Origin of the sequence: Bacillus massiliglaciei, assembly GCF_900098925.1 — a bacterium.
Lineage (GTDB): Bacteria > Bacillota > Bacilli > Bacillales > DSM-1321 > Peribacillus > Peribacillus massiliglaciei.
The window spans coordinates 681,851-705,029 of the sequence record NZ_LT622358.1 but is presented as its reverse complement, the minus strand read 5'-3'; the positions used below and the strand labels follow the sequence as shown (position 1 = coordinate 705,029).

Annotated in this window: 23 protein-coding genes; 6 read left to right on the top strand and 17 right to left on the bottom strand. The window is 38.9% G+C overall.

What is annotated here, in order from left to right:
• Nucleotides 1–29 precede the first annotated feature (29 nt).
• The gene (locus tag BQ4305_RS11865; protein WP_110927974.1) at nt 30–845 is read left to right on the top strand and encodes a class I SAM-dependent methyltransferase; all 816 of its coding nucleotides are present in this window, start codon (nt 30–32) and stop codon (nt 843–845) included.
• Between the two features lie 394 nt (nt 846–1,239).
• On the opposite strand, the gene BQ4305_RS11860 is transcribed toward BQ4305_RS11865, so the two are convergent.
• The 3 genes from BQ4305_RS11860 to BQ4305_RS11850 form a co-directional block, all read right to left on the bottom strand.
• Nucleotides 1,240–1,650: a PH domain-containing protein gene (locus BQ4305_RS11860; protein WP_110927973.1), complete on the bottom strand. Its 411-nt coding sequence runs from the start codon at nt 1,648–1,650 to the stop codon at nt 1,240–1,242.
• Nucleotides 1,651–2,176: 526 nt separating this feature from the next.
• Nucleotides 2,177–3,094 carry an NAD-dependent epimerase/dehydratase family protein gene (locus tag BQ4305_RS11855; RefSeq protein ID WP_110927972.1) on the bottom strand — a complete coding sequence of 306 codons (918 nt, stop codon included), beginning with the start codon at nt 3,092–3,094 and terminating at the stop codon, nt 2,177–2,179.
• 25 nt (nt 3,095–3,119) lie between these two features.
• Nucleotides 3,120–4,079: an NAD-dependent epimerase/dehydratase family protein gene (locus tag BQ4305_RS11850; protein WP_110927971.1), complete on the bottom strand. Its 960-nt coding sequence runs from the start codon at nt 4,077–4,079 to the stop codon at nt 3,120–3,122.
• Between the two features lie 244 nt (nt 4,080–4,323).
• Between BQ4305_RS11850 and istA the strand changes: the two genes are divergently transcribed.
• Entirely contained in the window at nt 4,324–5,868 is a 1,545-nt protein-coding gene (gene istA, locus BQ4305_RS11845; RefSeq protein ID WP_110928029.1) for an IS21 family transposase, read from the top strand.
• Nucleotides 5,868–6,632, top strand: coding sequence for an IS21-like element helper ATPase IstB (gene istB, locus BQ4305_RS11840; protein WP_076259518.1), 765 nt, complete (start codon nt 5,868–5,870; stop codon nt 6,630–6,632). The genes istA and istB overlap by 1 nt, the downstream gene beginning before the upstream one ends.
• Here istB and BQ4305_RS11835 read toward each other — a convergent pair.
• Entirely contained in the window at nt 6,559–7,851 is a 1,293-nt protein-coding gene (locus BQ4305_RS11835; protein WP_110927970.1) for a nucleotide sugar dehydrogenase, read from the bottom strand. The two genes, istB and BQ4305_RS11835, sit on opposite strands and share 74 nt — an antisense overlap.
• A 207-nt stretch (nt 7,852–8,058) precedes the next feature.
• Between BQ4305_RS11835 and BQ4305_RS11830 the strand changes: the two genes are divergently transcribed.
• From BQ4305_RS11830 to BQ4305_RS11820, 3 genes are all read left to right on the top strand, one after another.
• Nucleotides 8,059–9,273 (top strand): glycosyltransferase family 4 protein, encoded by a 1,215-nt coding sequence (locus BQ4305_RS11830; RefSeq protein ID WP_110927969.1) that lies wholly within the window; start codon nt 8,059–8,061, stop codon nt 9,271–9,273.
• Complete coding sequence (locus tag BQ4305_RS11825) at nt 9,270–10,016, top strand: hypothetical protein (protein ID WP_110927968.1); 747 nt, start codon at nt 9,270–9,272, stop codon at nt 10,014–10,016. Before BQ4305_RS11830 ends, BQ4305_RS11825 begins: the two co-directional genes overlap by 4 nt.
• A gap of 162 nt (nt 10,017–10,178) precedes the next feature.
• Entirely contained in the window at nt 10,179–10,715 is a 537-nt protein-coding gene (locus tag BQ4305_RS11820) for a DUF2179 domain-containing protein (protein WP_110927967.1), read from the top strand.
• A 97-nt stretch (nt 10,716–10,812) separates the two neighbouring features.
• Here BQ4305_RS11820 and BQ4305_RS11815 read toward each other — a convergent pair whose 3' ends face one another.
• The 13 genes from BQ4305_RS11815 to BQ4305_RS11755 form a co-directional block, all read right to left on the bottom strand.
• The gene (locus BQ4305_RS11815; protein ID WP_110928028.1) at nt 10,813–11,196 is read right to left on the bottom strand and encodes a cytosolic protein; all 384 of its coding nucleotides are present in this window, start codon (nt 11,194–11,196) and stop codon (nt 10,813–10,815) included.
• 64 nt (nt 11,197–11,260) lie between these two features.
• Nucleotides 11,261–12,016, bottom strand: coding sequence for an exodeoxyribonuclease III (locus BQ4305_RS11810; protein WP_110927966.1), 756 nt, complete (start codon nt 12,014–12,016; stop codon nt 11,261–11,263).
• Nucleotides 12,017–12,104: 88 nt separating this feature from the next.
• Nucleotides 12,105–13,610: a cardiolipin synthase gene (gene cls / locus BQ4305_RS11805; protein WP_110927965.1), complete on the bottom strand. Its 1,506-nt coding sequence runs from the start codon at nt 13,608–13,610 to the stop codon at nt 12,105–12,107.
• A 189-nt stretch (nt 13,611–13,799) separates the two neighbouring features.
• A complete protein-coding gene (glgA, locus tag BQ4305_RS11800) occupies nt 13,800–15,224 on the bottom strand; it encodes a glycogen synthase GlgA (protein ID WP_110927964.1) in 1,425 nt (474 codons plus the stop codon).
• 13 nt (nt 15,225–15,237) lie between these two features.
• Nucleotides 15,238–16,344 carry a glucose-1-phosphate adenylyltransferase subunit GlgD gene (gene glgD / locus BQ4305_RS11795; RefSeq protein WP_110928027.1) on the bottom strand — a complete coding sequence of 369 codons (1,107 nt, stop codon included), beginning with the start codon at nt 16,342–16,344 and terminating at the stop codon, nt 15,238–15,240.
• Between the two features lie 19 nt (nt 16,345–16,363).
• Nucleotides 16,364–17,530, bottom strand: a complete 1,167-nt coding sequence (locus tag BQ4305_RS11790; RefSeq protein ID WP_110927963.1) for a glucose-1-phosphate adenylyltransferase — start codon at nt 17,528–17,530, stop codon at nt 16,364–16,366.
• A complete protein-coding gene (gene glgB / locus BQ4305_RS11785) occupies nt 17,530–19,470 on the bottom strand; it encodes a 1,4-alpha-glucan branching protein GlgB (RefSeq protein ID WP_110927962.1) in 1,941 nt (646 codons plus the stop codon). The genes BQ4305_RS11790 and glgB overlap by 1 nt, the downstream gene beginning before the upstream one ends.
• A gap of 222 nt (nt 19,471–19,692) precedes the next feature.
• Nucleotides 19,693–20,706, bottom strand: a complete 1,014-nt coding sequence (locus BQ4305_RS11780; RefSeq protein ID WP_110927961.1) for a glycoside hydrolase family 15 protein — start codon at nt 20,704–20,706, stop codon at nt 19,693–19,695.
• A gap of 328 nt (nt 20,707–21,034) precedes the next feature.
• Complete coding sequence (locus tag BQ4305_RS11770) at nt 21,035–21,361, bottom strand: AzlD domain-containing protein (protein WP_110927959.1); 327 nt, start codon at nt 21,359–21,361, stop codon at nt 21,035–21,037.
• A complete protein-coding gene (locus BQ4305_RS11765; protein ID WP_110927958.1) occupies nt 21,352–22,086 on the bottom strand; it encodes an AzlC family ABC transporter permease in 735 nt (244 codons plus the stop codon). Before BQ4305_RS11765 ends, BQ4305_RS11770 begins: the two co-directional genes overlap by 10 nt.
• A 38-nt stretch (nt 22,087–22,124) precedes the next feature.
• Nucleotides 22,125–22,631 (bottom strand): mismatch-specific DNA-glycosylase, encoded by a 507-nt coding sequence (locus BQ4305_RS11760; RefSeq protein WP_110927957.1) that lies wholly within the window; start codon nt 22,629–22,631, stop codon nt 22,125–22,127.
• Between the two features lie 173 nt (nt 22,632–22,804).
• Entirely contained in the window at nt 22,805–22,948 is a 144-nt protein-coding gene (locus BQ4305_RS21490; RefSeq protein WP_199880659.1) for a hypothetical protein, read from the bottom strand.
• Nucleotides 22,949–22,978: 30 nt separating this feature from the next.
• Complete coding sequence (locus BQ4305_RS11755; protein WP_110927956.1) at nt 22,979–23,179, bottom strand: heavy-metal-associated domain-containing protein; 201 nt, start codon at nt 23,177–23,179, stop codon at nt 22,979–22,981.

Genomic DNA, 23,179 nt, shown 5'->3' with positions numbered 1-23,179 from the left:
AAAGCCTTATAAGAGCAGGAGGAAAAAGCTTGCCAAATGATGACCAAATAAATTTACGTTATTATGGGCTGATTAACACAGAAAAAACCCAGAAAATCGCACAATTCCGTATCCATTGGATGTGCAAAATGACTGAAGGCAAAACGGTTTTGGATGTTGGATGCAGTCAAGGAATTACCTCCATTTTACTTGGAAGAGAAGGATTCCAAGTAACAGGAATTGATATTGAACAAGTCAAAATCAATTATGCGAACAAGGAATTAAAGAAGGAATCAAAAATTGTCCAGGATAATGTAAAATTCCTATTATCGGATGTTACCGTTTCAAATAAGAAACTCGGTAAATTTGACACGGTGATTTTAGGTGAAGTTCTCGAGCATTTTTCTCAGCCGCACAAATTATTAAAAGCCGTATTTCATCTGCTAAACTACAAAGGACGGATCATTATCACTGTTCCATTTGGACTTCATCCCTTCCACGATCACAAGCAAACTTTCTATCTGTTAAATTTAATGAAATTACTTGAATGCTACTTTGATGGAATAACGTTAGAAATACACAATAAATATATCCATTATGTAGGAAGAAAAAAGAAAAAGATCGTTGCACAAAAAAATGTTTATTTCTCCCCCGATCTCATCGAAAAATGGATGCAGCTGGAAGAACAGCATTTTCTGCAGTTTGAGAAAGAAAATGAGAAGTTATTAAAAGACAGAAAGAACAGACTTGAAATAAAAGAAAATCAAATTAATGATTATAAGCAGCGACTTGAGAAAACGAGTAAACAGCTGGATTCCCTCTATACTCTTTTAAATGACAAAAATAAAAATGAACCAAAAAAATAGAGCGGGCCGAGACAACTAAAAAATATCAAATTCCCCTGTGGAATTTGATATTTTTTTGCTTAGACTGCCTCTTTTAAAAGGTACGGATTGAGTCTGCATTCTCTCCCTTATACTGTTCTTCCAAGCGTCAACACGAAACAGTTTAGGTACGCCAAAAACAGTGGATAATCAAGGAATCTAGAACTTTCAACTCGTGTCACTTTCCTAAGGCGTAAAAACTTGGAGGGATCGCTTTCAAGTGTTTCTGCAGTCTATCCTGACAAATGGCCATCACTGGTTATCTTAGCTGACCATAGCAAAAATTAGTATTTGAAAATCGAGTTGTGTTAAAATTGGAAAAGAACATAAAAAAAGACCTGCAATAAGAGGTCGGTGTATTTCACATTTAATTGCTTTAATGATCAAGTTGAATGTGAGGATTCTTTCTTTGTAACTCATTTATAAATGCTTGTATATCATCAGGGGAAATCTGAATGGTTTTATATTTTCCATAATGGATCTCAATTCGATGAACGGAAAGTGAGGGAGCCGCAAAAGGATTAACTGTATTCCGAATGAATGTAATTTCTTGTATATCAATAGCGCTTTTTATAGGTCCGTATAATATTTTCAGGGTATCATTTTCGATTTTATATCGAGTAATGAACCATATTGACCCCAATAAATAAATCATAATAATCGTTATAATGATTCCTAGTATATCGATTTGAACAAAAGCGGATTGATAAAAAAACCAAATGAATGCAGTGATCAAGCTCCAGATTACAAACCCCATCCATCTATCTTTTCTTGACGTAAATACCATGGTTTCACCTCCATAATTTACATACGAATGATCTCTTGACTTGGTTTCAAAGAACTTTTGATATATGTAATAGGTTCCACTGCAATTAGCTGCTGACTGAAGTACGAGTTTGTCTCATAGGACGCTCGCAGAATAGAATAAGACCCGTACACACTCCTGCTTTTTCAAACATGATTGCTCCTCACTATTGTATATACTTCAGTCCAGCTGATTGATATAAAAGTGCATAATTCACTATACAGTCCAAATAATTATAGCCTTCTCCCATTTCTTTTTTCAGCTTTCAAAAAAACACGAAATGATGCTTACATTTCCATGTTGTTTATGCTAAAATGACAGTGTTTTTGGACATACGAACTCCTCCGTATGCTGTTTATTTTGGTTGGCGAACCTAAAATATTCCAGCATCCGGAGGAGTTTTTTATTATAATGCAATTAGGTGTAAGGGACTCTAGTAAAGGATTTCGTTGTACCAAAACATAGCTGAAATGCAGGAAATCATTTCCGTTAACTGATACGATCAGCCTTATGATTTCTTCATAACAAATTGATAGGTTGCAGACAATCCTTCCTCTACTGTATACTCGGGCGCCCAGTTCAATACCTTTCCAGCTTTTTCATTATCCAGACAGCTATGCATTATGTCACCCGGACGCGCTTGGCCATAAAAAATGTCTAATTCCTTTCCATGCAAGTCTTCTAGAATATCTGCCAATTTGTTTACTGAAATGGAATGACCTGTACTTATATTTATTGTTTCATTATTAGCTAACTGCATAGCAGAGATATTTGCACTGACTATATCTTTCACGTAGATAAAGTCTCGCGTCTGCAGCCCGTTTCCATGAATCAGTAATGGAAGGTCTTTTTTCATCCGATCTAAAAAGATGGCGATTACCCCTCCTTCTCCTTTTGCGGTTTGCTTTGGTCCATATACATTAGCATAACGAAGCACTGTATAGGAAAGTCCATAAAGTGAACTGAAAATACGAAGATAATGCTCTGGAGTATACTTAGAAAGGCCGTAATAAGAAACCGGTATGTTTATGTCATGCTCCATAAGCTTCGGGGTATCTAAATCTCCATATACGGCGCTGGTAGACGAATAAATAATTTTTTTCACACCAGATTCCCGGCAGGCTCTCAGTACATTTACCGTCCCGACTATATTGACCATTGCATCATATACGGGATCAGCGATTGAACGCTGAACATCAACCTGTGCTGAAAGATGAAAAACAATATCCGGCTTTTCTTTGAGAAAAACGTTGATCAATTCTGCATCCCGGACATCCATATTATGAAAGACAGCATCTGGATGAATATTTTCCTTTTTCCCTGTTGATAAATTATCAATGATATGAACTTTTATTCCTTGTGAAAGGAGTTCCTCTACTAAATGGGATCCTATAAATCCTGCCCCTCCTGTGACAAAAGCCTTCATACAATCAGACTCCATTTCTGTTTCATTAGATTTGCCGATACCATTCAATTGTTTCCAGCAGCCCATTCTCCAAACTTGTGGTCGGATGGTATCCAAGTATGCTTTTTGACCGTGTTAAATCCGGTTTTCTTGCTTTCATATCTTCATAGCCCGGTCCGTATGCTTCACTGTATGGAACTTTTATGATAGGAGAAGAAGATTTAGAAAGTCGTTTAATCATGGCTGCAAGTTCTTCTATGGTGATGGAATACTCCGTCCCAATATTAAATATCAGACCGTTCACATTGGAATCCAACGCTTTTACCGTACCGGATACAGCATCCCGGACAAAGGTGAAGCATCTTGTCTGGCTTCCGTCCCCATAAACTTGGATGGGATCTCCATTTAAAGCCGCTTTTATAAAACGTGAGACAACTCCTCCATATTCTGAGGAGGTTTGTCTTGGTCCATAGGTATTGAAATACCTCACAATTGTGACGGGAAGTCCCTTCTCTGCGTATGCAAGACAGAGATGCTCATCTAAGGCTTTCGCTGTCGCGTAGCACCACCTATTAGTGGATGTGGCTCCTAGTACCCTGTCATCATCCTCTTTAAAAGGAAGATTGGGGTTTTTTCCGTATACTTCAGATGTGGAAGCGAAAATCACTTTAACCCCTTTAGGATAGGCTGCCTCCAGAATATTTCGTGTTCCGTCAATATTGCTCTCTATAACCTTCAACGGATTATCCACCGTATTTTTGACACCAAGCACGGCCGCCATATGGTATATAGCATCACAGTCCTTCATTGCTTGATCAACGATTTCCCTGTCGTTCACAGAACCGGATAAAAGAGTGAAATCCGGATTCTTCTTCAGCTGGTTAAGAAATCCATGCTTTCCGGTTGAAAAATCATCGAGAACAATGACTTGATGTCCTTTTTGCAATAAAGACTCTGCCAGATGTGAACCGATAAAGCCTGCACCGCCTGTTACTAGAACTTTCATGTTGTTCCCCCTAAATACGTACAATATTATTAAATCCCTTCAAGCCTTTCATCGCATTTCTTGTATCAATGACCAGAGAAGACTCTTTGGCGATATATTCATATGGCAGATTTGTAAACGCTAGAATAAAGTTGACAGTTTTCGCTTGATTAGATTTTACACTTTTGCTCTATCACCCTAAAACTTTAGTAAAATAGTTTGTGATGTTATTTTACTGGAGGTTAGGATTTTGGAGGAGAAATTAGTGTTGTATGTAAAGATTCAGGAATTACACAAACGGAAATTTAAAGTAGCACAAATAGCCAAGGAGCTTAAGATTTCAAGGCCAACTGTCTATAAATATTTAGATATGACATTGGAGGAAGCAAAAGCTTACACTGAACGCCCACATGGGAGGCAAAAGAAATTAGATAGCCATAAAGACTGGATACTTGCTTGGTTAGAAGAATACCCGCACCTGAGCGGTGCACAAATTCATGATTGGCTCCTTGAAAGATACCCCGATCTGATAGTCGGGGGAAGTACGGTGAGATCTTATGTAAAAGAAGTCAGGGAAATTTATCAGATTGAGAAGAAAGTAATTGTTCGTCAATACGAAGCTGTTCCCGAACAACCGATGGGCAAACAACTTCAGGTAGATTGGGGTGAAACAAAGCAGAAGACTACTGACAACAAAGAGATTAAGCTGTACTTCATTGCGTTTGTCATGGCTCATTCAAGGTACAAATACATGGAGTGGCAGACACGTCCTTTCACTACTAGAGACGCAATCCGGTGTCATGAAAATGCTTTTCAATTTTATGGAGGACGCACCGAAGAAATCGTATATGATCAGGATCATCTAATCACAGTCAGCGAGAATGCAGGCCAGCTGCTTTTAACAGCTGAGTTTCAAAGTTATGTGAATGAACGTAAGTTTAAAATTCACCTATGCAGAAGAGCTGACCCGGAATCTAAGGGCATGATTGAAAATGTGGTGAAGTACATAAAAGGTAATTTCGCAGACAGTCGAGTGTTTAGCGACATAGGGGATTGGAATCATCGGGCATTACAATGGCTCCAGCGAACTGGGAACCATCAGGTTCATCAAACAACGAAAAAAAGACCAGCAGAAGTGTTTCTCCTCGAAAAGCAACACTTACAGCCAGTCTCTTCATTACTTTCATATGAAAGTACCAATAATCAAAGTATAACAAGAAGTGTAAGTAAGGACAACACAATCCGTTATAAGTCAAACCGTTATTCCGTTCCACTTGGGACTTATCAAACAAATTCTGAAAATCTTGTTTTGATTGAAGTTAAAGGTAGAGAACAACAGACGCTCGTGATTCGAAAACAAGCAGAAGGTGAAATCATCGCCGAGCATGACATCAGTGTAGAGAAAGGAAAGCTAATTCAAAATCGCAATCATACACGTGATCGATCAAAAGGAATTGAAGAGTTTAAACAACTTTTGATTTCCTCTTTTGAAGATCAGAAACAGGCAGCTGCATATTTTGATAAGATCAGTAAAGAATACCCAAGATATCGACGGGATCAGTTCGCAATCATTCAGCAGGTGGTTCAAAAATATCCAGCGTTTATTGACTCGGTTATGACCAAGTGTATGACAGAAAAATTGGTTAGTGCCAACGATTTTCGTGACATTGCACATCACCTGTATACATCAAATCAACAGCCAGTACAGGAGATAGAATCCCTTTCTGCCAAGCCAGCAAAACATTCTAGTATCAAGGCTTCTACTCGATCCCTAAATACGTATACTAGCATTTTAGGGGGGCGAGCATAATGCATAAAACAGTGAATGAACTGCAGGATCAATTTCGTCAGTTACGATTAGCAGAAACCGCGGAGGAGCTACCACAGCTTCTTCGCGAAGCCGAAAAAGCTTCATGGACATACTTGGAGTTTTTGGAGTCTATTACGCGGTATGAATTAGCAAAACGTGAAGCGAAAAGTCTAGAAAAAAGAATGAAATGGGCACGTTTCCCTTTCGTGAAGTCATTAGATGAATTTGAACTAAAAGACCAAAACGTTCTGACTGCCCGTCAGTTAACCCAACTTAGAGAGTTAAGTTGGCTAGAGCAGCAGTACAACTTAATACTATTAGGCCCACCCGGTATTGGTAAAACGTATATCGCAGTTGGATTGGGGCTCGAAGCCGTTCACAGAGGATTCCATGTTTACTTCGTCACGATGGGTGAACTTATTCAACTCTTAAAAACGGAAGAATATCTGAACAAATCAAAGGTACAACTTAAACGGATCAGAAGTTCTGACCTAGTAATTATCGATGATTTGATGTATATGGCGATGGATCAGAGAGAGGCGAACCTATTCTTCCATTTAATTAACCATTTATACGAACGAAGTTCGATTATTCTGACCTCAAATAAAAGTCCGGATGAATGGGGCAATTTAATTGGGGATCAAGGCATTATGACGGCAATTTTGGATAGATTACTTCATCGTGTGGAAGTCATTCACGGTAGAGAAGATGAGGAAAGTCATCGTATGAGAAATCGGAAAAGCATATTTTCAGCCGAAGTGTAAAAAGGAAATGAGCAAAAAGTGTAAAATTCGACTTGACGTCTACAAGATTTGTATGATCTGTGAGCAAAAGGACGCAATCATATTCTTTTAAATTGATTTTCATGAGGTCCACACTGCTCAGACTGTCCTTTCCAAGCATAATGGTACTGATAAATGGATCATGAAAGTCGAGTGAAGTGCCAGCCTTTTGAAGTTCTTGCATCACCATGATAGCTGTCGACTCCCTGAGATCATTTACATCTTTTTTGTATGTCGCGCCAATGGCCAGGACATTCATTTCATTAAGAGGTTTTTGAAGATTTTTTTGAAGTTTATGAAGTATAAAGGCTGGCATTTGATGATTGATTTTATGGGCATGGCTGATGAATTCTAAATCAATCCCATATTTACCGGCTTTCCATAAAAGGTATAAAGGATCAACTGGAATACAATGTCCGCCAATTCCAGGCCCAGGGTAGTAAGAAGTGAAGCCATAAGGCTTGGTAGCTGCTGCATCAATAACTTCCCAGAGATCAATATCCATTTCATCACATAGCATCAAAAGTTCATTCATGATGGAAATATTGATAAAACGCTGGTAGTTTTCTAAAATCTTTGTAAGTTCTGCAACTTTCGGAGAAGAAACAACTACTACTCTGTCGAAAATAGATTCATATATGCTTTTCGCCATTTTCGTACAGCTTTCTGTGACTCCCCCCACTACTTTAGGAATCGTTCTGATAGCAAGCTCATCTCCTGGGTTGATTCTTTCCGGCGAATAAGCGGTGAAAATATCCTGACCAACCGCAAATCCTGCATCTTCAATCATCGGCACTATTTCTTCTTCAGTCGTTCCTGGATAAGTGGAGCTTTCCAGAACGATAAGCTGGCCTTTTTGCAAGAAAGGCAAACAATATTTAATGGCCGACTTTACATACTTTAAGTCTGGATCAGCATTCTCATCAAGCGGTGTAGGAACACATATGATTACTGCATCTGCTTCACTGACTCGGTCAAATGAATTGCCCGGATGAAAATTTCCTTTCTCGAACATCTTTTTTATGTCTTCTTCTGAGAAATCGGATAAGTAGCTTTTGCCGTTTAAGAGGCTTTGTACTTTGGTGCTGTCTAAATCTATTCCGTATACTGTGTGGCCTTTTTCCAAAAACATGTTGGATAGAGGAAGACCGACATACCCTAATCCGATCACGGCTATTTTATAAAAGGCATTCTCGTCCACAACTGTTCCTCCTTGTACAAATATATAAGCATGCTATGTCCCTGAGTGGTATTTGCCCCCGTATAAACGCCTTGTAGTAAGGAAAAAGGCATTTATCCCTGCCCCTCACTCTTCTTATGCCTTACGGAAACCGTGATAAATGACCCTCAACAAACACCGGCCAGGGACATAGGATATATGGACTTTTGATAAGAGAGGAAGAATTGAATGAGAATACTCTTGGCAACTTATTGGTATCTTCCGCATGTGGGAGGAGTGTCACTCCATGTATTCAGCCTGAAGAAAGAGCTGGAACGGCTCGGACATGAAGTGGACATTCTTGCCCACCACCCGGATATGAAGAAATATTACATGCCAAATAACGGACGTTTTCTAGATAAATCAAAGGTAAAAGACCCTATATATGAAAAGGTGCTCGCCTATTATAATAAGAATCTTTCACAAGTTGATCCGTGGATTTATTGGAGAGATATTGAAAGGTACAGTTTTGAGGCAGCCGCTTCTGTGTTTGGACTGGCAAAATATGATTTGATCCATACTCATGACATTATATCCACAAGAGCCCTCTGGCGTGTTAAACCCAAGGAAACACCTTTAATTGCCACCATCCATGGCTGTCTGGCTACAGAATTAATTGTTGCAGGAGATATTAAAGAGAAAGAAGGACTTAAATGGGATTATGTATCAGCAGAGGAATATTACGGAGCAACCTCGAGTGACGCTACTATCTTGCCAAGTCATTGGCTTAAAAACCTATTGACGAATGAATTTAAGATTCCCTCCAATCATCTGACCGTAATTCCTTATGGTTTAGACATAGAGAGCTTCAGACAAAAGATAGACAAATACCCTAATTTAGAACGCCCTGCGGGAAAAAAGGTGATCATATGTCCCGCCCGTCTTGTTCCTGTTAAAGGCCATAAATATTTGATTGATGCCTTGGCTAAGCTGAAACAAGAACGAAGCGACTGGCATTGCTGGATCATTGGCGATGGGCCGCTGCGCCAGACATTGGAACAGCAGGTGAGTCAAGCGAATCTCTCGAGTGATATAACGTTTTTAGGAAACCGTGAAGATGTTCCGACTCTTTTAAATCAATCTGATATATTTGTTTTGCCGAGCCTCCAAGATAATCTGCCGTTTTCCATCATGGAAGCACAGCTCTCTTCTAAACCGATAATTTCTACGAATGCAGGAGGCATTCCTGAAATGGTGGATCACGGGAAGAATGGTTTAATAGTTCCAGCGGGGGAAAGTCAGCCTCTTTATCAGAGCCTTAAATTAATGCTTGAAAATGAAGGCCTTAGGAACCAATTGAAAAAAAACAGCATCCGGTTGGCCGCAGAGAAATGGTCTTTACAAAAAATGATGGGCAGTTTACTCGATATCTATAAAAAGGCCGTCAGGAGGAATTATCATTGAACAGAAAGCAACGGGAATTGAATAAACAGCTGAATCGTTTACTCGGGTCCAATAAATTGAATCCCGCAAAAAAACTTAATAAGCCGGTTTCTAATGCTGGCAGAACGATGAAATCAACATTTGATTATTTAATCAGTGACAATAAGACTTCTAGAAGATCCTCACAGCCAAAACAAAAAGATACCTTGGAAAATGCCATTGCTTTTCTCAAAAGTCAGAATACACCTGCCAAAGAATCTAACCATGACGAAATTCAGAGAGGAAAGTCCAGAAAAAAAGGGAGCGTAAAGAGCGACGAAGAAACGGAAAAATTGAAAGTCTTAATTGAACAGCTGAATATGGAGAATCAGAAATTAAAGATGAAGCAGGAAACACTAGAAAAAGAATACAGCAAGCTAAAATCCGATATATCTGAATCCGAAGATGAAGAAATTCTTCCGGATGGTACAGTTCCGTTAAACTCCGAGTGGAATTCATTGAGCCTAGGCAAAAATATGTATGATTCAATGTTTTCCTTTCAGGTAGATACACCCCAGGTATGGTATGACCCTTTGATCTGGAATATTTTTTATGCTTCTGTGCCTGCCGGGTACTCTATTCCGGATATGAAATTCATAACTGTCCTCAGTACAGGTATTGCCCGCCAGCTGCTTCGTCCAACCTTTACGTATGATCAATCTCAGCAATTTGAATCCTTCCTGAAAAACACCTTAAATAATGATTCTTTTTCTAACCATGATTAACCCTTCGTAAAGCCAGTCAGTTCTGGCTTTATTTTTTTGCATTCCAAAAGTATCAGAGGTTACACTATGAAAAACATAGATATCCATAAAATTATCTATTGAAGTTCTGTTTCCACTGGATTATATTATGGAGGTAGCTTCTAGAAATAGCGGGGTGCTGACTTGAAAGAAATACTGCTCATCTTATTATTACAGCTTGTATATGTACCAATTTATACGCTGCGAACGATTTTTTTAGTTAAAAATATCACCGTTCTTGCTTCCATTCTCGGTATCGTTGAAATGTTAATTTATGTATTCGGTCTCTCATTGGTATTTGGGGGCGACCAAAGCTTAGCAGCCATGATAGTCTATGCTGTAGGCTTCGGAATTGGTATTATCTTCGGAACTAAAATAGAACAGAAATTAGCCATTGGTTATATTAACGTCACTGTCAATACTCAGACAAAAAACAATGAACTTGTGGATACATTAAGGAATAATGGTTTTGGCGTAACCCTTTATGTCGGTGAAGGAAGAGACAGCAACCGCTATCGAATCGAAATTCTGACAAAAAGAAACAGAGAACAAGAGTTAATTGCTACCGTTGAAAAATTTGAACCAAAAGCCTTTATTATTTCTTATGAACCTCGCTTCTTCAAAGGCGGATTTTTACTGGATCGCCTAAAAAATAAACCAAAACATAAACATAAGGCCTGAATAGAAAGAGGCTGAGACAAAAAAACAACTTTCTCACAGAAAGTTGTTTTTTTATGATTGTTTCCGTTCCAGGCATACTTGCCGTCAACAATAGCCTTTATGTTGTTTCTGTTCCGCCTTCTTCCAAAATATGATGCAGCAGATGCGCCAAATGATGGATTGGCCCGTATTCTTCTGAATCTTCCTCCTCGTTAATTCCCTGCAGATAGAGGGCCATGAATTCATAAAAGTCATCTTTGGCAAAAGAATAGTAACCGCTTGGGTCTTCGTTGGTTTCCTCATATTGCACAACCATATAAGAAAGATCACCATCCTCATCCTCTGCATCCAAGAAAGCAAAATAGCCAATATTAGTATCTAAGTCAAACAATTGGCGGATGCCTCCAGAAACAGCCTTTTCAAATTCTGTATAATCCAGCTTCTGTACCTGCATACTGTCTACATGGTCTTCTTGATGAAAACTGACAATAAAAGATTTCATATTGCTGTCTCCTCCTTCTTCATACATGTCATTATGCCCTCTTAAACCGGCTCTAAACTTTTTATTAAAGGGATACTTCTAAAAAAACTGGACAATGGTCGCTCCCTAATCTATTGCAATGAATATCTGCATTTTCAATCTGTTCTGCAAGCCTTGAAGATACAATAAAATAGTCAATTCTCCAGCCAATATTCCTCTCTCTTACCTTGCTCATATAAGACCACCAAGAATACATGCCTTCTCTGTCAGGATACAGGTAGCGAAAGGAATCAATGAAACCAGAATCAAGCAAGCTGGTCATTTTCCCTCTCTCTTCCTGAGTAAACCCTGAATTGCCATGATTCGTTTTAGCATTTTTTAAATCAATCTCCTGATGGGCCACATTTAAATCTCCGCAATAGATCACTGGTTTTTTCTGATCCAGCTGTATTAAGTGAAGCCGGATTTCGTCTTCCCACTTCAGCCGATATTCTAATCTTGATAAATCTCTTTTTGCATTTGGCGTATAGACATTTACTAGATAGAATTCCTCAAATTCTAATGTAATGATCCGTCCTTCATATTCATCTTCTTGTTCTCCGACTCCATACTTCACAGACAACGGTTTCCTTTTTGTAAAAACGGCTGTCCCGGAGTATCCTTTTTTTTCAGCATAGTTCCAATATTGATGATAACCGTCTAACTCAAGAGCGATTTGCCCTTCTTGTAATTTCGTTTCCTGAAGGCAAAAAATATCGGCATTCACTTCTTGAAAATAATCGATAAATCCCTTCTTTACACACGCTCTTAATCCATTTACATTCCAAGAAACTAATTTCATAATAACTCCTTCTCTTTCACATCATATGATAACATTCACCATACAACTATAATATAAAACTAGATAGATTCCTATTAGAATGCCGTATTTATAAAACACCGGAAAAAAGCCGTGCAAGGGATTCTTTTATACGCACCGGAAAAGCCCTCTTTTGGTAGCTTTCCCATATCACTTTTTCACTTACCTTCATATCTTCTCTATAATGCCGGACTAAATCAGAAATAGACTTGCAGCCCATCATGAACACATTTACTTCAAAATTTAGATGAAAACTGCGTAAATCCATATTTGCTGTACCAAGTGAAGCCGTATCTTCATCTATAATAATGACTTTCTGATGAAGAAATCCTTTTTTATAAGAGTAGATTTGTACGCCTGCCCTGAGCAGCTCAGTAAAATAAGACTTACTGGCATAATGAGTAAAAAAACCGTCATTTACTTCTGGAAGCATGATTTTAACGTCGAGTCCTTTCAAAGCCGCATGCTTTAATGCTGATTTTATCGGTTCATTGGGGACAAAATAAGGAGTCGCAATCCATATCGACTTTGAAGCACAGGAAATAAGCTCATAATAAAAATCACTCATGATTCCCTGCTGTGTATCTGGCCCGCTTGCCACTATCTGAACAGCTCCATCCCTCTCATTGTCATACTTTCTTTTCCTTGGGCGGTGATCAAGCATATTTTCCCCGCTGACATATTCCCAATCTAATAGAAAAACGGTATGCAATAAATAAACCCCTTCCCCTTCTAATCGCATATGGGTGTCGCGCCAAAAACCAATCGATTTATTTTTCCCCAAGTATTCGTCGCCGACATTTAATCCACCGACATATCCTACTTCCCCATCAATAATAATAATTTTCCGATGGTTCCGGAAATTGAATTTCTGGTTAAAAAACCCAAATTTCAAAGGGGAGAATGGATGGACTTTTACTCCTGCTTTCCGCATTCTATTTATATCTGACCGGCTAAATCCAAAACTTCCCGCTGCATCATATATAAAAAGGACTTCAACTCCTTCTGAAGCCTTTTCAATCAATATATCAATGATTGTTCTTCCAATCCTGTCATTTCGAAATATATAGAATTCAATATGGATAAATTTCTTTGCCTGCTTCAAATGGCTAATAATATCAGTAAATGTTTCACTTCCATTTTTGAGTATTTTCGTTTTAGTTGATGTACTGATTGTTGGCAAAGCAGCATTATCAGCAAATTTGGCAAAACTCTTTTGATGATCATTCAGACAAGTTAATTCTGGTTCAGTTGCTTCATTGACAAGGTCCATCCAGATCTTTCTGTCTTTTTTTCTTTTGGACATAAATAGATGTCCTTTTAAGTAGAGCTGCCCTGAATAAAGATAGAACACATACCCGATAACCGGAAGAAAAAGAAGAACATAAATCCAGATTAAGGTATTATCTGAAGAACGATTTTCAAGGATTAAAGAAAAAATTGTAACCAACATAATTAAAGAATAAAGCCCAATAAAAAACCACTTCGTCCGCAGACTATAATCCGTAAAAAATACACCGTAAACTGAAACCAAAACAATAAACAAAAAAAAGATATCTAAGTGCCGTTTCTTCATAATATAATCTCCAACCTATTTTTTCTGTATATAAAACTATATACCCAAAAGGAACACAGCAGAAAACGTGCGTGCGTCTTTGATGACTCTATGTTGGGAGAATAGTTAGTTGGTTCTTCTATTAAGACAGCTGAAATATGAAAAAGGACTGCAGGAGGATTAACCTGCAGTCCGGACGTTTCCACGAATTCATTTCAAGCTTTCATATAACTCAATATACTTTTGTGAAGAGGCGGCCCAACTATAGTCCTCGGCCATCGCATGGCTGACAAGCTCTTTCCATTTCATAGGCTGGAAACGGTATAATGCTACAGCCTGTTCAATAATATACAGCATTTCATGCGCGTTGTAATTGGCAAAACTAAACCCATTTCCTTCTCCAGTAAATTGATTATATGGGATAACTGTATCTCTTAATCCGCCTGTTTCTCTTACTATCGGCAGGGTTCCATACCTCATCGCAATCAATTGTCCGATTCCGCAAGGTTCAAACTGGGATGGCATTAGAAAAAGGTCTGAACCAGCATAAATCTTCCTGGCAAGTCCTTCATCAAAGAAAATATTGACTGATACTTGTTCAGGGTATTGCTGTGCTAATTCTCTTAATGCCTGTTCAAATCTCTCATCTCCTGTACCCAGAAGAACAAATTGAACTTTTTGGCTCATGATTTCATGAAAAACACGAAGAACCAAATCCATCCCCTTTTGGTCGACAAGCCGGGTCACCATTGAAATGACTGGTATTTCATCATTTACCGGCAGGTTTAAAGACTCTTGCAGCTTTCGCTTATTTACCATTTTCCCTTCATAATCTTCATACGTTTCAAAGAGATGCGAATCAATCGAAGGGTTATACTCATCATAATCTACTCCATTGACAATTCCGGAAAATTCGTGGCTTCTTTTCTTTAAGAAACCATCCAAATTTTCCCCGTAATAGGGTGTCTGTATTTCTTCTGCATACGATGGACTGACGGTTGTCAGTTTATCTGAGAACGCTAAACCTGCCTTCATATAGCTCACACTTCCATAAAACTCTAAACCATCCATATGGAAGTAAAGGTCACTAAGATCAAGCAGTTCAGACAGCACATTTTTCGAGAACACACCTTGATATTTTAAATTATGAATGGTGAAAACCGTTTTAATATCTTTATAAAATGGATGGCTGCGATAATGGCTTTTCAATAGGACACTGACAGGACCAGTCTGCCAATCATGACAATGGATAATATCTGGTTTGTCTTTCAGAATCGGCAGTGCTTCTAATACACCTCTTGAGAAGAAAGCAAACCTTTCGCCATCATCATAAAATCCATAACTGCCATGCCTTTTAAAATAATATTCATTGTCCAAAAAGTAATAAGTGATCCCATCAGCAACCAGCTTTTCAATACCGCAAAATTGTCTGCGCCAGCCAACGGGCACTTCAATACTAGTTATGTACTCCATTTCCTCTTTATAGCGAAACGGAAGGTCACCGAATTTCGGCAGAATGACACTTATGTTAATTCCTTGTTTCTGAAGGGCTTTGGGCAGGGCGCCTATCACGTCCCCCAGCCCTCCTGTCTTAATGAATGGTGCACACTCTGATGCAGCAAATAACACGTTCATGAAAGGCGCCTCCTCAAACGACTTCTGTCTTTTTTATGACTAATGGGTTCTTGCTTCCTCTTACAATGGATTCTTTGGATATTTTGGCTTCTTTATCTGTTATGACATTTTCTACGATACAGCCCTCTTCTACTTCGCCTCTTTGCATAATAATACTGTTTCGGACGACTGCACCTTTTTTTACTTTTACGCCGCGGAACAGGATGCTGTTCTCCACTGTTCCCTCGATATCGCATCCATTAGCTATCAATGAATTTGTTACATTTGAACACTGCGCATATTTTGTAGGCGGCTCGTGTTTAACCTTAGTAAATACCCTCCAGCTGTCGTTGAAAAAGGCTTCTAGGATGTCTGCATTTAAGAATTGCATGTTGCTGGCATGGAAGGTCTCAATGGAATGGATAAACGGCATGCTGCCAGTAAAAGAGTATCCCTTTACATTCAAACGATGCAGATTGGCTTTTAAAGCATCCTTCAAAAATTCGTATTCGCCGTTTTCCACACACTTTTTGATCAGACTGATCAGCAGCTCTTTACTTATAATAAATGTTTCTAAGCATACATGGTCGCCATTTCTCGGTATATTAAAGAAACTGACATCCGTAATATTATGATCTTCATCTACTTGCAGTTTATGATAATAAGGCTTTTCAACTTCCCCGCCCTCAAAATCCTTGTACACTACTGTAATATCAGCATGGTTTTTTTGGTGAAAATCAATAATTTCATTAAAGTCCATCTTGCAAACATGGTGGCCTGGCGCAATAATGACCATTTCTCCATCAGCTCTTTCGAAGAAATTTAGGTGGTCATAAAATTGTTTCATATCACCGGTTACTGTCTCATCAGGATGGATTGGCGGCAGGATATACAGACCGCCTTTCCGGCGATCCAGGTTCCATTCCTTTCCTGATCCTAAGTGATCCATAACAGATAGAAATTTTTCTTTTGGGAAAACCGCTACCTTATCTACATTCGCATTAATGAAATTCGACATCGTGAAATCTACTAATCTATATCTTCCGCCAAATGGGACAGAAGCTAGATTTCGATGTGCCGTTAATTCTTTTAGATACTGCGCTTCATTGATTAAATTGATAACGCCAATTACATTTTCCATGACATTCATCCCTTCTACCTTAATTGAAAGTAATCTTTTTCTTACTGTCGGGTGATACTAAAGTATTTTCACCAATCAGGGTAATTTCACTCTGCGGGTTGGAAGATCCGACTGCCGCTCCATCTTCAATGACACAATCACTCGCTATGATGGCTCTTTCAATATGAACATTATCGCCAATTTTGACATTAGGCATGATGACCGAATCTTTAATCGTTGAATTTTTGCCTACTTTCACATTGTAAGACAGGACAGAGCAGTCAACTTTTCCATAAATCATGCAGCCTTCATTCAAAAGAGATTGCTTTACATCTGCCTCCGGAGCGATGAAATGAGGCGGATGGTTTGCATTACGGGCATAAATTTTCCAAGACGGATCATCCAATTTAAAAGCGGGTTCATCTTTTAATAAATCCATATGAGCTTCCCAAAGGCTTTCGACCGTTCCTACATCTTTCCAATAATCTTCAAAACGGTAAGCAAAAATCTTTTTTCGGTCTTCCAGCATCATTGGAATAATATTTTTCCCAAAATCATTTTCTGATTGGCTGTCTTTCTCATCCTGGATGAGATAGTTCTTTAATGTTTTCCAATTAAATAGATAAACGCCCATGGATGCTAAATTACTTTTAGGGAATTCCGGTTTCTCTTCAAATTCCGTAATCCGTCCCTCTTCATTTGTATTCATTAATCCAAATCGGCTGGCTTCATGCCAAGGCACCTGGATAACAGCAATTGTGGCCTGTGCTCCTTTTCGAACATGGTAATCCAGCATTTTCGAATAATCCATTTTGTAGATATGGTCACCTGATAATACAACCACATATTCTGGGTCATACCTATCAATATATTGAATATTTTGATAAACAGCATTAGCTGTCCCCTTATACCATTCTCCTCCGTCTTTTCCTTTATAAGGCGGAAGTACTGAAACACCGCCGCTGTCTGAGTCCAAATCCCATACCTTTCCGTTCCCGACATAATCATTTAGGAGATGGGGCTGATATTGAGTTAACACTCCTACAGTATCTATTCCGGAATGGGTGCAGTTACTTAAAGGAAAATCGATAATCCGGTATTTTCCGCCAAAAGGCACTGCAGGTTTTGCAAGTGCGCTTGTAAGTTCTCCCAGCCTTGAACCTTGACCGCCAGCTAATAACATTGCTATCCATTTTTTTGATGCCATTATTTAAGCACTCTCCCTTTTCTATTTTTAGTTTGTTTTTGAAAAATACTGATGCCTAATGGAGGTACGGTTATTTCCATACTGTAACGCTGATTATGAAAGGGCTTTTTTAATACCGGAACCGGCTCTTTGTTACATTTTCCGGATCCTCCAAATTCCTTATCATCGCTGTTGAAAATTTCTATATATTTTCCAAGTGACGGAACGCCTATTTTGTGGTTCTCAAATGAACGGCTGGAAAAATTACATACAATAATGCAATAATCTCCTTTTCTCTTTCCCTTTCTCATGAAAACAAGCAAGCTTTGATCCTTGTTATTGGGATCAATCCATTCGAATCCTTCCGGAGAATGATCCAGTCTCCACAGACAAGAAGTTTCTTTGTATAATTTCTGAAGACTTTTGAAATAGCCTGCCAGCTGCCTGTGCGATTCATATTCAAGAAGAAGCCAGTCAAGCTGTTCTTCGTCCTTCCATTCAATGAATTGTCCAAATTCACTGCCCATAAATAATAGTTTCTTCCCTGGGTGGGTCATAAAATACCCATAAAGGAGCCGAAGATTTGCGAATTTCTGCCAATAATCACCTGGCATTTTATTCAACAGAGAACGTTTCCCGTGAACGACCTCATCATGGGAGAAAGGAAGAATAAAATTCTCTGAAAAAGCATAAAAGAAAGAAAAAGTCAGGAGATTATGGTGCTTCGGTCTTTCCCATACTTCCAATTTCATATAACGCAGGATATCGTTCGTCCAGCCCATGTTCCATTTATAATTAAAGCCAAGGCCTCCCTTATCAGTCGGAGCAGTTATAAGCGGCATCTCAGTTGCTTCTTCTGCCATCATTAATGCCTTGGGATATTTGTGAAATACCGCTTCATTTAATTGTTTTAAGAAACGAATGGCATCAAGATTTTCTTCTCCGCCATATTCATTTTTTAAAGGAACTGGCAATGGATTATCGTGGTTCAGGTAAACCATGGAGGAAACCGCATCCACCCTCATTCCGTCTATATGGTAAACATCCATCCAAAACATCACGTTGGATACCAGGAAACTAACGACTTCCGGTTTAGCATAATCAAAATTGAAAGTGCCCCAAACTGGCCGCTCCGCCTTAACTGGATCAACCGGTTCATATAACGGAGTTCCATCAAATTTCGCTAAGCCATGTGCGTCCTTGCAAAAATGTGCCGGAACCCAATCCAGTATGACTCCTATCCCCTTTTGGTGAAAAAGATCAACGAGGTACATAAAATCTTCTGGGGTCCCATACTTGCTTGATACCGAATAATATCCTGTGATTTGATAGCCCCAGGATTTATCAAATGGATGTTCCATTACCGGCATGATTTCCACGTGTGTAAATCCTTGATCTGCTACATAATCGCTTAGTTCATCTGCCAATTCCCTGTAAGTGAAAAAATCTCCATTATCCTTTTGTCTCCATGTTCCTAAATGAACTTCATAGATCGACATCGGTTTATGATATATATCCATTTTATTTCTCGCTGCCATCCACTTTTTATCTTTCCATTCATAGCCTTCCAATCGTTTTACAACAGAAGCAGTGTTTGGCCTTATTTCTGAATAAAAAGCATATGGATCTGCTTTGAGAATTTTTTCTTTTCCGGGTGTATGTATTTCGTACTTATATAACTGTCCTTCTTCAAGGCCTTTTATAAACAACACCCAGATGCCTGAATTCTCAATCTGATCCATTGAATGCTCTTTCCCGTCCCAATGATTGAAATCGCCGACAACAGATACACTTCTGGCATTGGGTGCCCAAACAACAAATCTAACTCCTTCCTCACCATTGTATGTTAGAAAATGTGACCCAAATAGCTTATACCCTTCCTGGAGAGTGCCTTCATGGAATAAATACCTTTCAAAATCACTGGGGTAATAATCCTTCTTACTCTCTATAATCTTATTCAACAAAATCCCCCCATTACCTCAGCCAAGTTATTTAGAAAGTATCAGTCCTTCCCGGATATTTATTATATTCTTCCAGAACCTGCAATACTCCTGCATTTCTTAATTGTATTTCTAAAAATAAAATACCCGAATTCGTATTTTTCGAAACCAGTAAAAACCGTTACAAACAAAAAAACTCCCGACATGATTCGGAAGTTTTGTCGAAATTTGTGTCGGGAAATCTCACGTGACTAGTTCTTTTTTCTCTTGAACTATCCTGCTCAGGTATAAATAGGCTAATGATACGGACCAGGCAAGCGGGGTATTGCCATTTGGCGTTTCTTTTCCGCCTATATACAGTTCAGGTATTTCCCAATTATTCGGCAAAATTTTCAAGGTTTTGGCTTCATACTCTAATGCTTTATCCACCATCGCCACTTCTAAAAAACATAAACCTAACCATGGGAATCCAAAGCACCATTCAGCTTCACTGCCTTCGTTATAATACAGATCCCCCTTATAGCGGATTACTCCATGTTTCCGTTCCAGTTTCCCTGTTACATTCTCGAGAATTTTCAAGGCTGTTTTTTTGTCTGCAATGCGAAATGGGTATATCAGCGATAATAGAGAAAGGTCAGTCTCTTTTGTTTCACTTTCCCGAGGTAGTAAAAAATGCAGTGTTTCTTCCCCTTTTCTTATTAGCTCTTCTGGTACATGAACTAACATTTTCACTGCATTCAGACCTGCTACACAGGCGCCTATACTTGAGGCGTGTATTTCCATATTTTCTTCCCACATTCCATTATCTGGCGCTTCCCAATAATGTAGGCATTGCAGATAGTTGACGAGCTTCTGAATAATGCCGAGATCTTGTGCATCTCTTATCATTTTCTTCCCAACTTTGCAGCCTTCTCCTATTCCCCACAAAAAGGCGCCAACAGCATCATTTTGGGCATGGCCCCATTCAGTATGGATTTCTTCTAAATCACGGGAATATCTGGAATGAATATATTCGAAAAGATAGGTTGGTTTTCTCACCGTATGAATATCCAGCTTCCATTCATAACGGCGAAACATATCTAATAGTGCATGATACGCCCGCTCATAACGATCTGAACAATCCGTCAGAAAGGGCAGAACTGTATAAACAACATCTCTAATCCATACATAATTGTAATCGTTCGATAAACTTGCTGTGTATGCCCCATTAGGCAGGCGCATACTGTCAAGAACACGAATGGCATGTTTAAACTCCATTCGATTACACCTCCGTAACTGTTCGCCAGATAGTCTAATGTCGGCCAAAAGTAATTTAAAGCGCTTTCATATAGCTTTGTGTTTTAAGGAATCCTATATTGCATAATATGTGATAAATACAGAATTGATAATGAATCTGCTAAACTCAGGTAAATTATTTCGCAGGATTCCGTCGAAATATGCCTATAACTATTTATCATTCTGGACTCTTTTTACGGAGTATTTAAGCAAGAGAAGAGATAAGAAAGGGAATGGCAGGACAAAAGGAAGGAATAAACCTGAAGCTGAATCCTTCCCTTTTCAACTTATCATGGAGCATAATCTCTTTTTATATAAAAAACCTTAAGAGAAATAATGAACCGACGCCTGCCAGAACAGTGCCCAACAAGCTTCTTGTATATAAAGCAACTAATAAAGCCGGAACTGCGGCCAGCAGCTCTAAAGAATGAGTGCTCACATTTATTTTAGAATCCTCTATCACAAGTTCTTGAGCAAGCAAAGCAGCCAGAACAGCTACAGGGACGTGCTTCAGCCAATTGATTCCCCATTCTGGAATTTGCAGCTGACTTAAAAGCACCAGAGGCAGCACTCTTGGTATCACGGTAACAATAGCAGTCCCGGCAATGACTGACAATACATATAAACTTACTTCCATTTTTCCAGCACCATCCCTAACGTTGAAGCTGCAAGTGTTGCTAAAATAACCCCTGCTTCTCCAGAAAACATCATACTTGAGAGAATAACGGTCAATACAGCACAAACAGCCACCAATATATTAATAAAGTATTCTTTTCCGCTCATGATTTGCAAAATAAGCAGACCGATAAACATGGCCGGCAAAGCAAAGTCGAGTCCGTACTTTTCGGGTTCTGGAATCCAATTTCCAAAAAAGCCACCAGCCAATGTAGCCAGAAACCAATTTAGATAAGCGGTAACATTCAAACCCAGCATCCACTTGAAATTTAGGTATTTCCTTTGTCTTGCATGGTGAATGCTGACACCAAAGGTTTCATCTGTCAGCAATGCACCAGTTAAAAGATTTTTCCTGAACGACTGTCCTTTGAAATAAGGAGAAATGGCCGCACTTAACAGGAAATGTCTGCTGTTGACAAAAAATATAGTAAAAATAATAGCTGAGACCGGATGACTCGCTGCAATCATCCCTGCTGCAATGAATTGTCCAGAACCGGCATAAAGCAATAGCGACATTAAAGCGATTTCGAGCATTGTTAATCCTGACGTTTTTTCTACCACCCCTGCTGCAAACCCTATGCTTAAATAGCCCAACAGGGTAGGAACACAATCTTTGGCACCTGACCAAAACGTATCTTTCTCATCTGTATAAGGCTGATTTCCAGAAAGCTCTCTGCTTTGTTCCATTATAGGCCCGCCTCCCCGCATGATGTCTCAGTCATGCTTTAATCTGTAATCCGCTGTTTTAACTGTTTATAGATGTCAATGATCTCTTCTAATTTCATCCGAACCAGCCCGCTAGAAGAGGGAGCGACAAAATCAGCCGTTCCCGGAACAATTTCTTCTGATTGAATTCCCCATTCAGTCTTCCTTTTCTTACTGTATTGCTGGTACACCCCTTTACCGACAAAACAAACAATCTTTGGTTTATATTTTTCAATTTTAGCTTTTAAGATTTCCCTGCCTTCTTGATATTCTTCCAGTGTAATGTCCTCAGCTCCTTTTGTCGGCCTTTCCACGATATTGGTAAACCCATAACCTAAATCAAGAAGCGAAAAATCTTCAGAAGCTTCATACTTTCTCGGCGTTAAACCTGACTCATATAAAATTTTCCAAAATCGATTATTTGGATTGGCATAATGATGACCGGTCTCTCCCGAACGAATACTCGGATTAAATCCAACAAAAAGTATATCAAGATTATATGTGATATGATCTGGAATTCCTTTCATATTGCACCTCTTTTGCTTTCTCATTGTTTACACATACACTTATTTTATAAAGAAATGAACGACTTTTCCAGATATCTCTCCATAATAAGGTTTTTATTCATTTTTCATGATTTTCCCTCATGAAAACAGGCCATCCAATAAATTGGAGGCCTGTAATTACTCTTTTTTTTGTTTTATAATTGGTCTTCAATAAACATTTCAAACTTGCGGTCATTTCTGCAATTCTCACATAGATGCAGCATACGCGTCTGTACAGCTTCTGTTTTTCCGTTATTTTCGGTTTCTTCTTCCATTCCGCACAATTCACAGATTTTCATTCTATTTCCTCCCTTAAACTTAATTGCCTCTTATTGTGAATCAGGACTGTATCCTGTCTCTTTTAATGCCTGCAGAAAATCTTCAAATGATGCAGCATTTTCATTAAAACTGACACTGGCTTCCTGCTTATGCACACTGACGTCTACTTGCCGTACTCCCCAAACTGACTGAAGGGTTTGATGAACTTTTTCTGCATCTTGTCCATTGGTCATATTCGCGATCTTAATCAC

What these genes read in the sequence shown, in the direction of transcription:
- BQ4305_RS11860 (WP_110927973.1), bottom strand. Translation starts at nt 1,650, where the DNA reads ATGGTATTTACGTCAAGAAAAGATAGATGGATGGGGTTTGTAATCTGG.
- BQ4305_RS11855 (WP_110927972.1), bottom strand. Translation starts at nt 3,094, where the DNA reads ATGAAGGCTTTTGTCACAGGAGGGGCAGGATTTATAGGATCCCATTTA.
- BQ4305_RS11850 (WP_110927971.1), bottom strand. Translation starts at nt 4,079, where the DNA reads ATGAAAGTTCTAGTAACAGGCGGTGCAGGCTTTATCGGTTCACATCTG.
- istB (WP_076259518.1), top strand. Translation starts at nt 5,868, where the DNA reads ATGCATAAAACAGTGAATGAACTGCAGGATCAATTTCGTCAGTTACGA.
- BQ4305_RS11830 (WP_110927969.1), top strand. Translation starts at nt 8,059, where the DNA reads ATGAGAATACTCTTGGCAACTTATTGGTATCTTCCGCATGTGGGAGGA.
- BQ4305_RS11815 (WP_110928028.1), bottom strand. Translation starts at nt 11,196, where the DNA reads ATGAAATCTTTTATTGTCAGTTTTCATCAAGAAGACCATGTAGACAGT.
- BQ4305_RS11810 (WP_110927966.1), bottom strand. Translation starts at nt 12,016, where the DNA reads ATGAAATTAGTTTCTTGGAATGTAAATGGATTAAGAGCGTGTGTAAAG.
- cls (WP_110927965.1), bottom strand. Translation starts at nt 13,610, where the DNA reads ATGAAGAAACGGCACTTAGATATCTTTTTTTTGTTTATTGTTTTGGTT.
- glgA (WP_110927964.1), bottom strand. Translation starts at nt 15,224, where the DNA reads ATGAACGTGTTATTTGCTGCATCAGAGTGTGCACCATTCATTAAGACA.
- glgD (WP_110928027.1), bottom strand. Translation starts at nt 16,344, where the DNA reads ATGGAAAATGTAATTGGCGTTATCAATTTAATCAATGAAGCGCAGTAT.
- BQ4305_RS11790 (WP_110927963.1), bottom strand. Translation starts at nt 17,530, where the DNA reads ATGGCATCAAAAAAATGGATAGCAATGTTATTAGCTGGCGGTCAAGGT.
- BQ4305_RS11780 (WP_110927961.1), bottom strand. Translation starts at nt 20,706, where the DNA reads ATGGAGTTTAAACATGCCATTCGTGTTCTTGACAGTATGCGCCTGCCT.
- BQ4305_RS11770 (WP_110927959.1), bottom strand. Translation starts at nt 21,361, where the DNA reads ATGGAAGTAAGTTTATATGTATTGTCAGTCATTGCCGGGACTGCTATT.
- BQ4305_RS11765 (WP_110927958.1), bottom strand. Translation starts at nt 22,086, where the DNA reads ATGGAACAAAGCAGAGAGCTTTCTGGAAATCAGCCTTATACAGATGAG.
- BQ4305_RS11760 (WP_110927957.1), bottom strand. Translation starts at nt 22,631, where the DNA reads ATGAAAGGAATTCCAGATCATATCACATATAATCTTGATATACTTTTT.
- BQ4305_RS21490 (WP_199880659.1), bottom strand. Translation starts at nt 22,948, where the DNA reads ATGAAAATCTGTGAATTGTGCGGAATGGAAGAAGAAACCGAAAATAAC.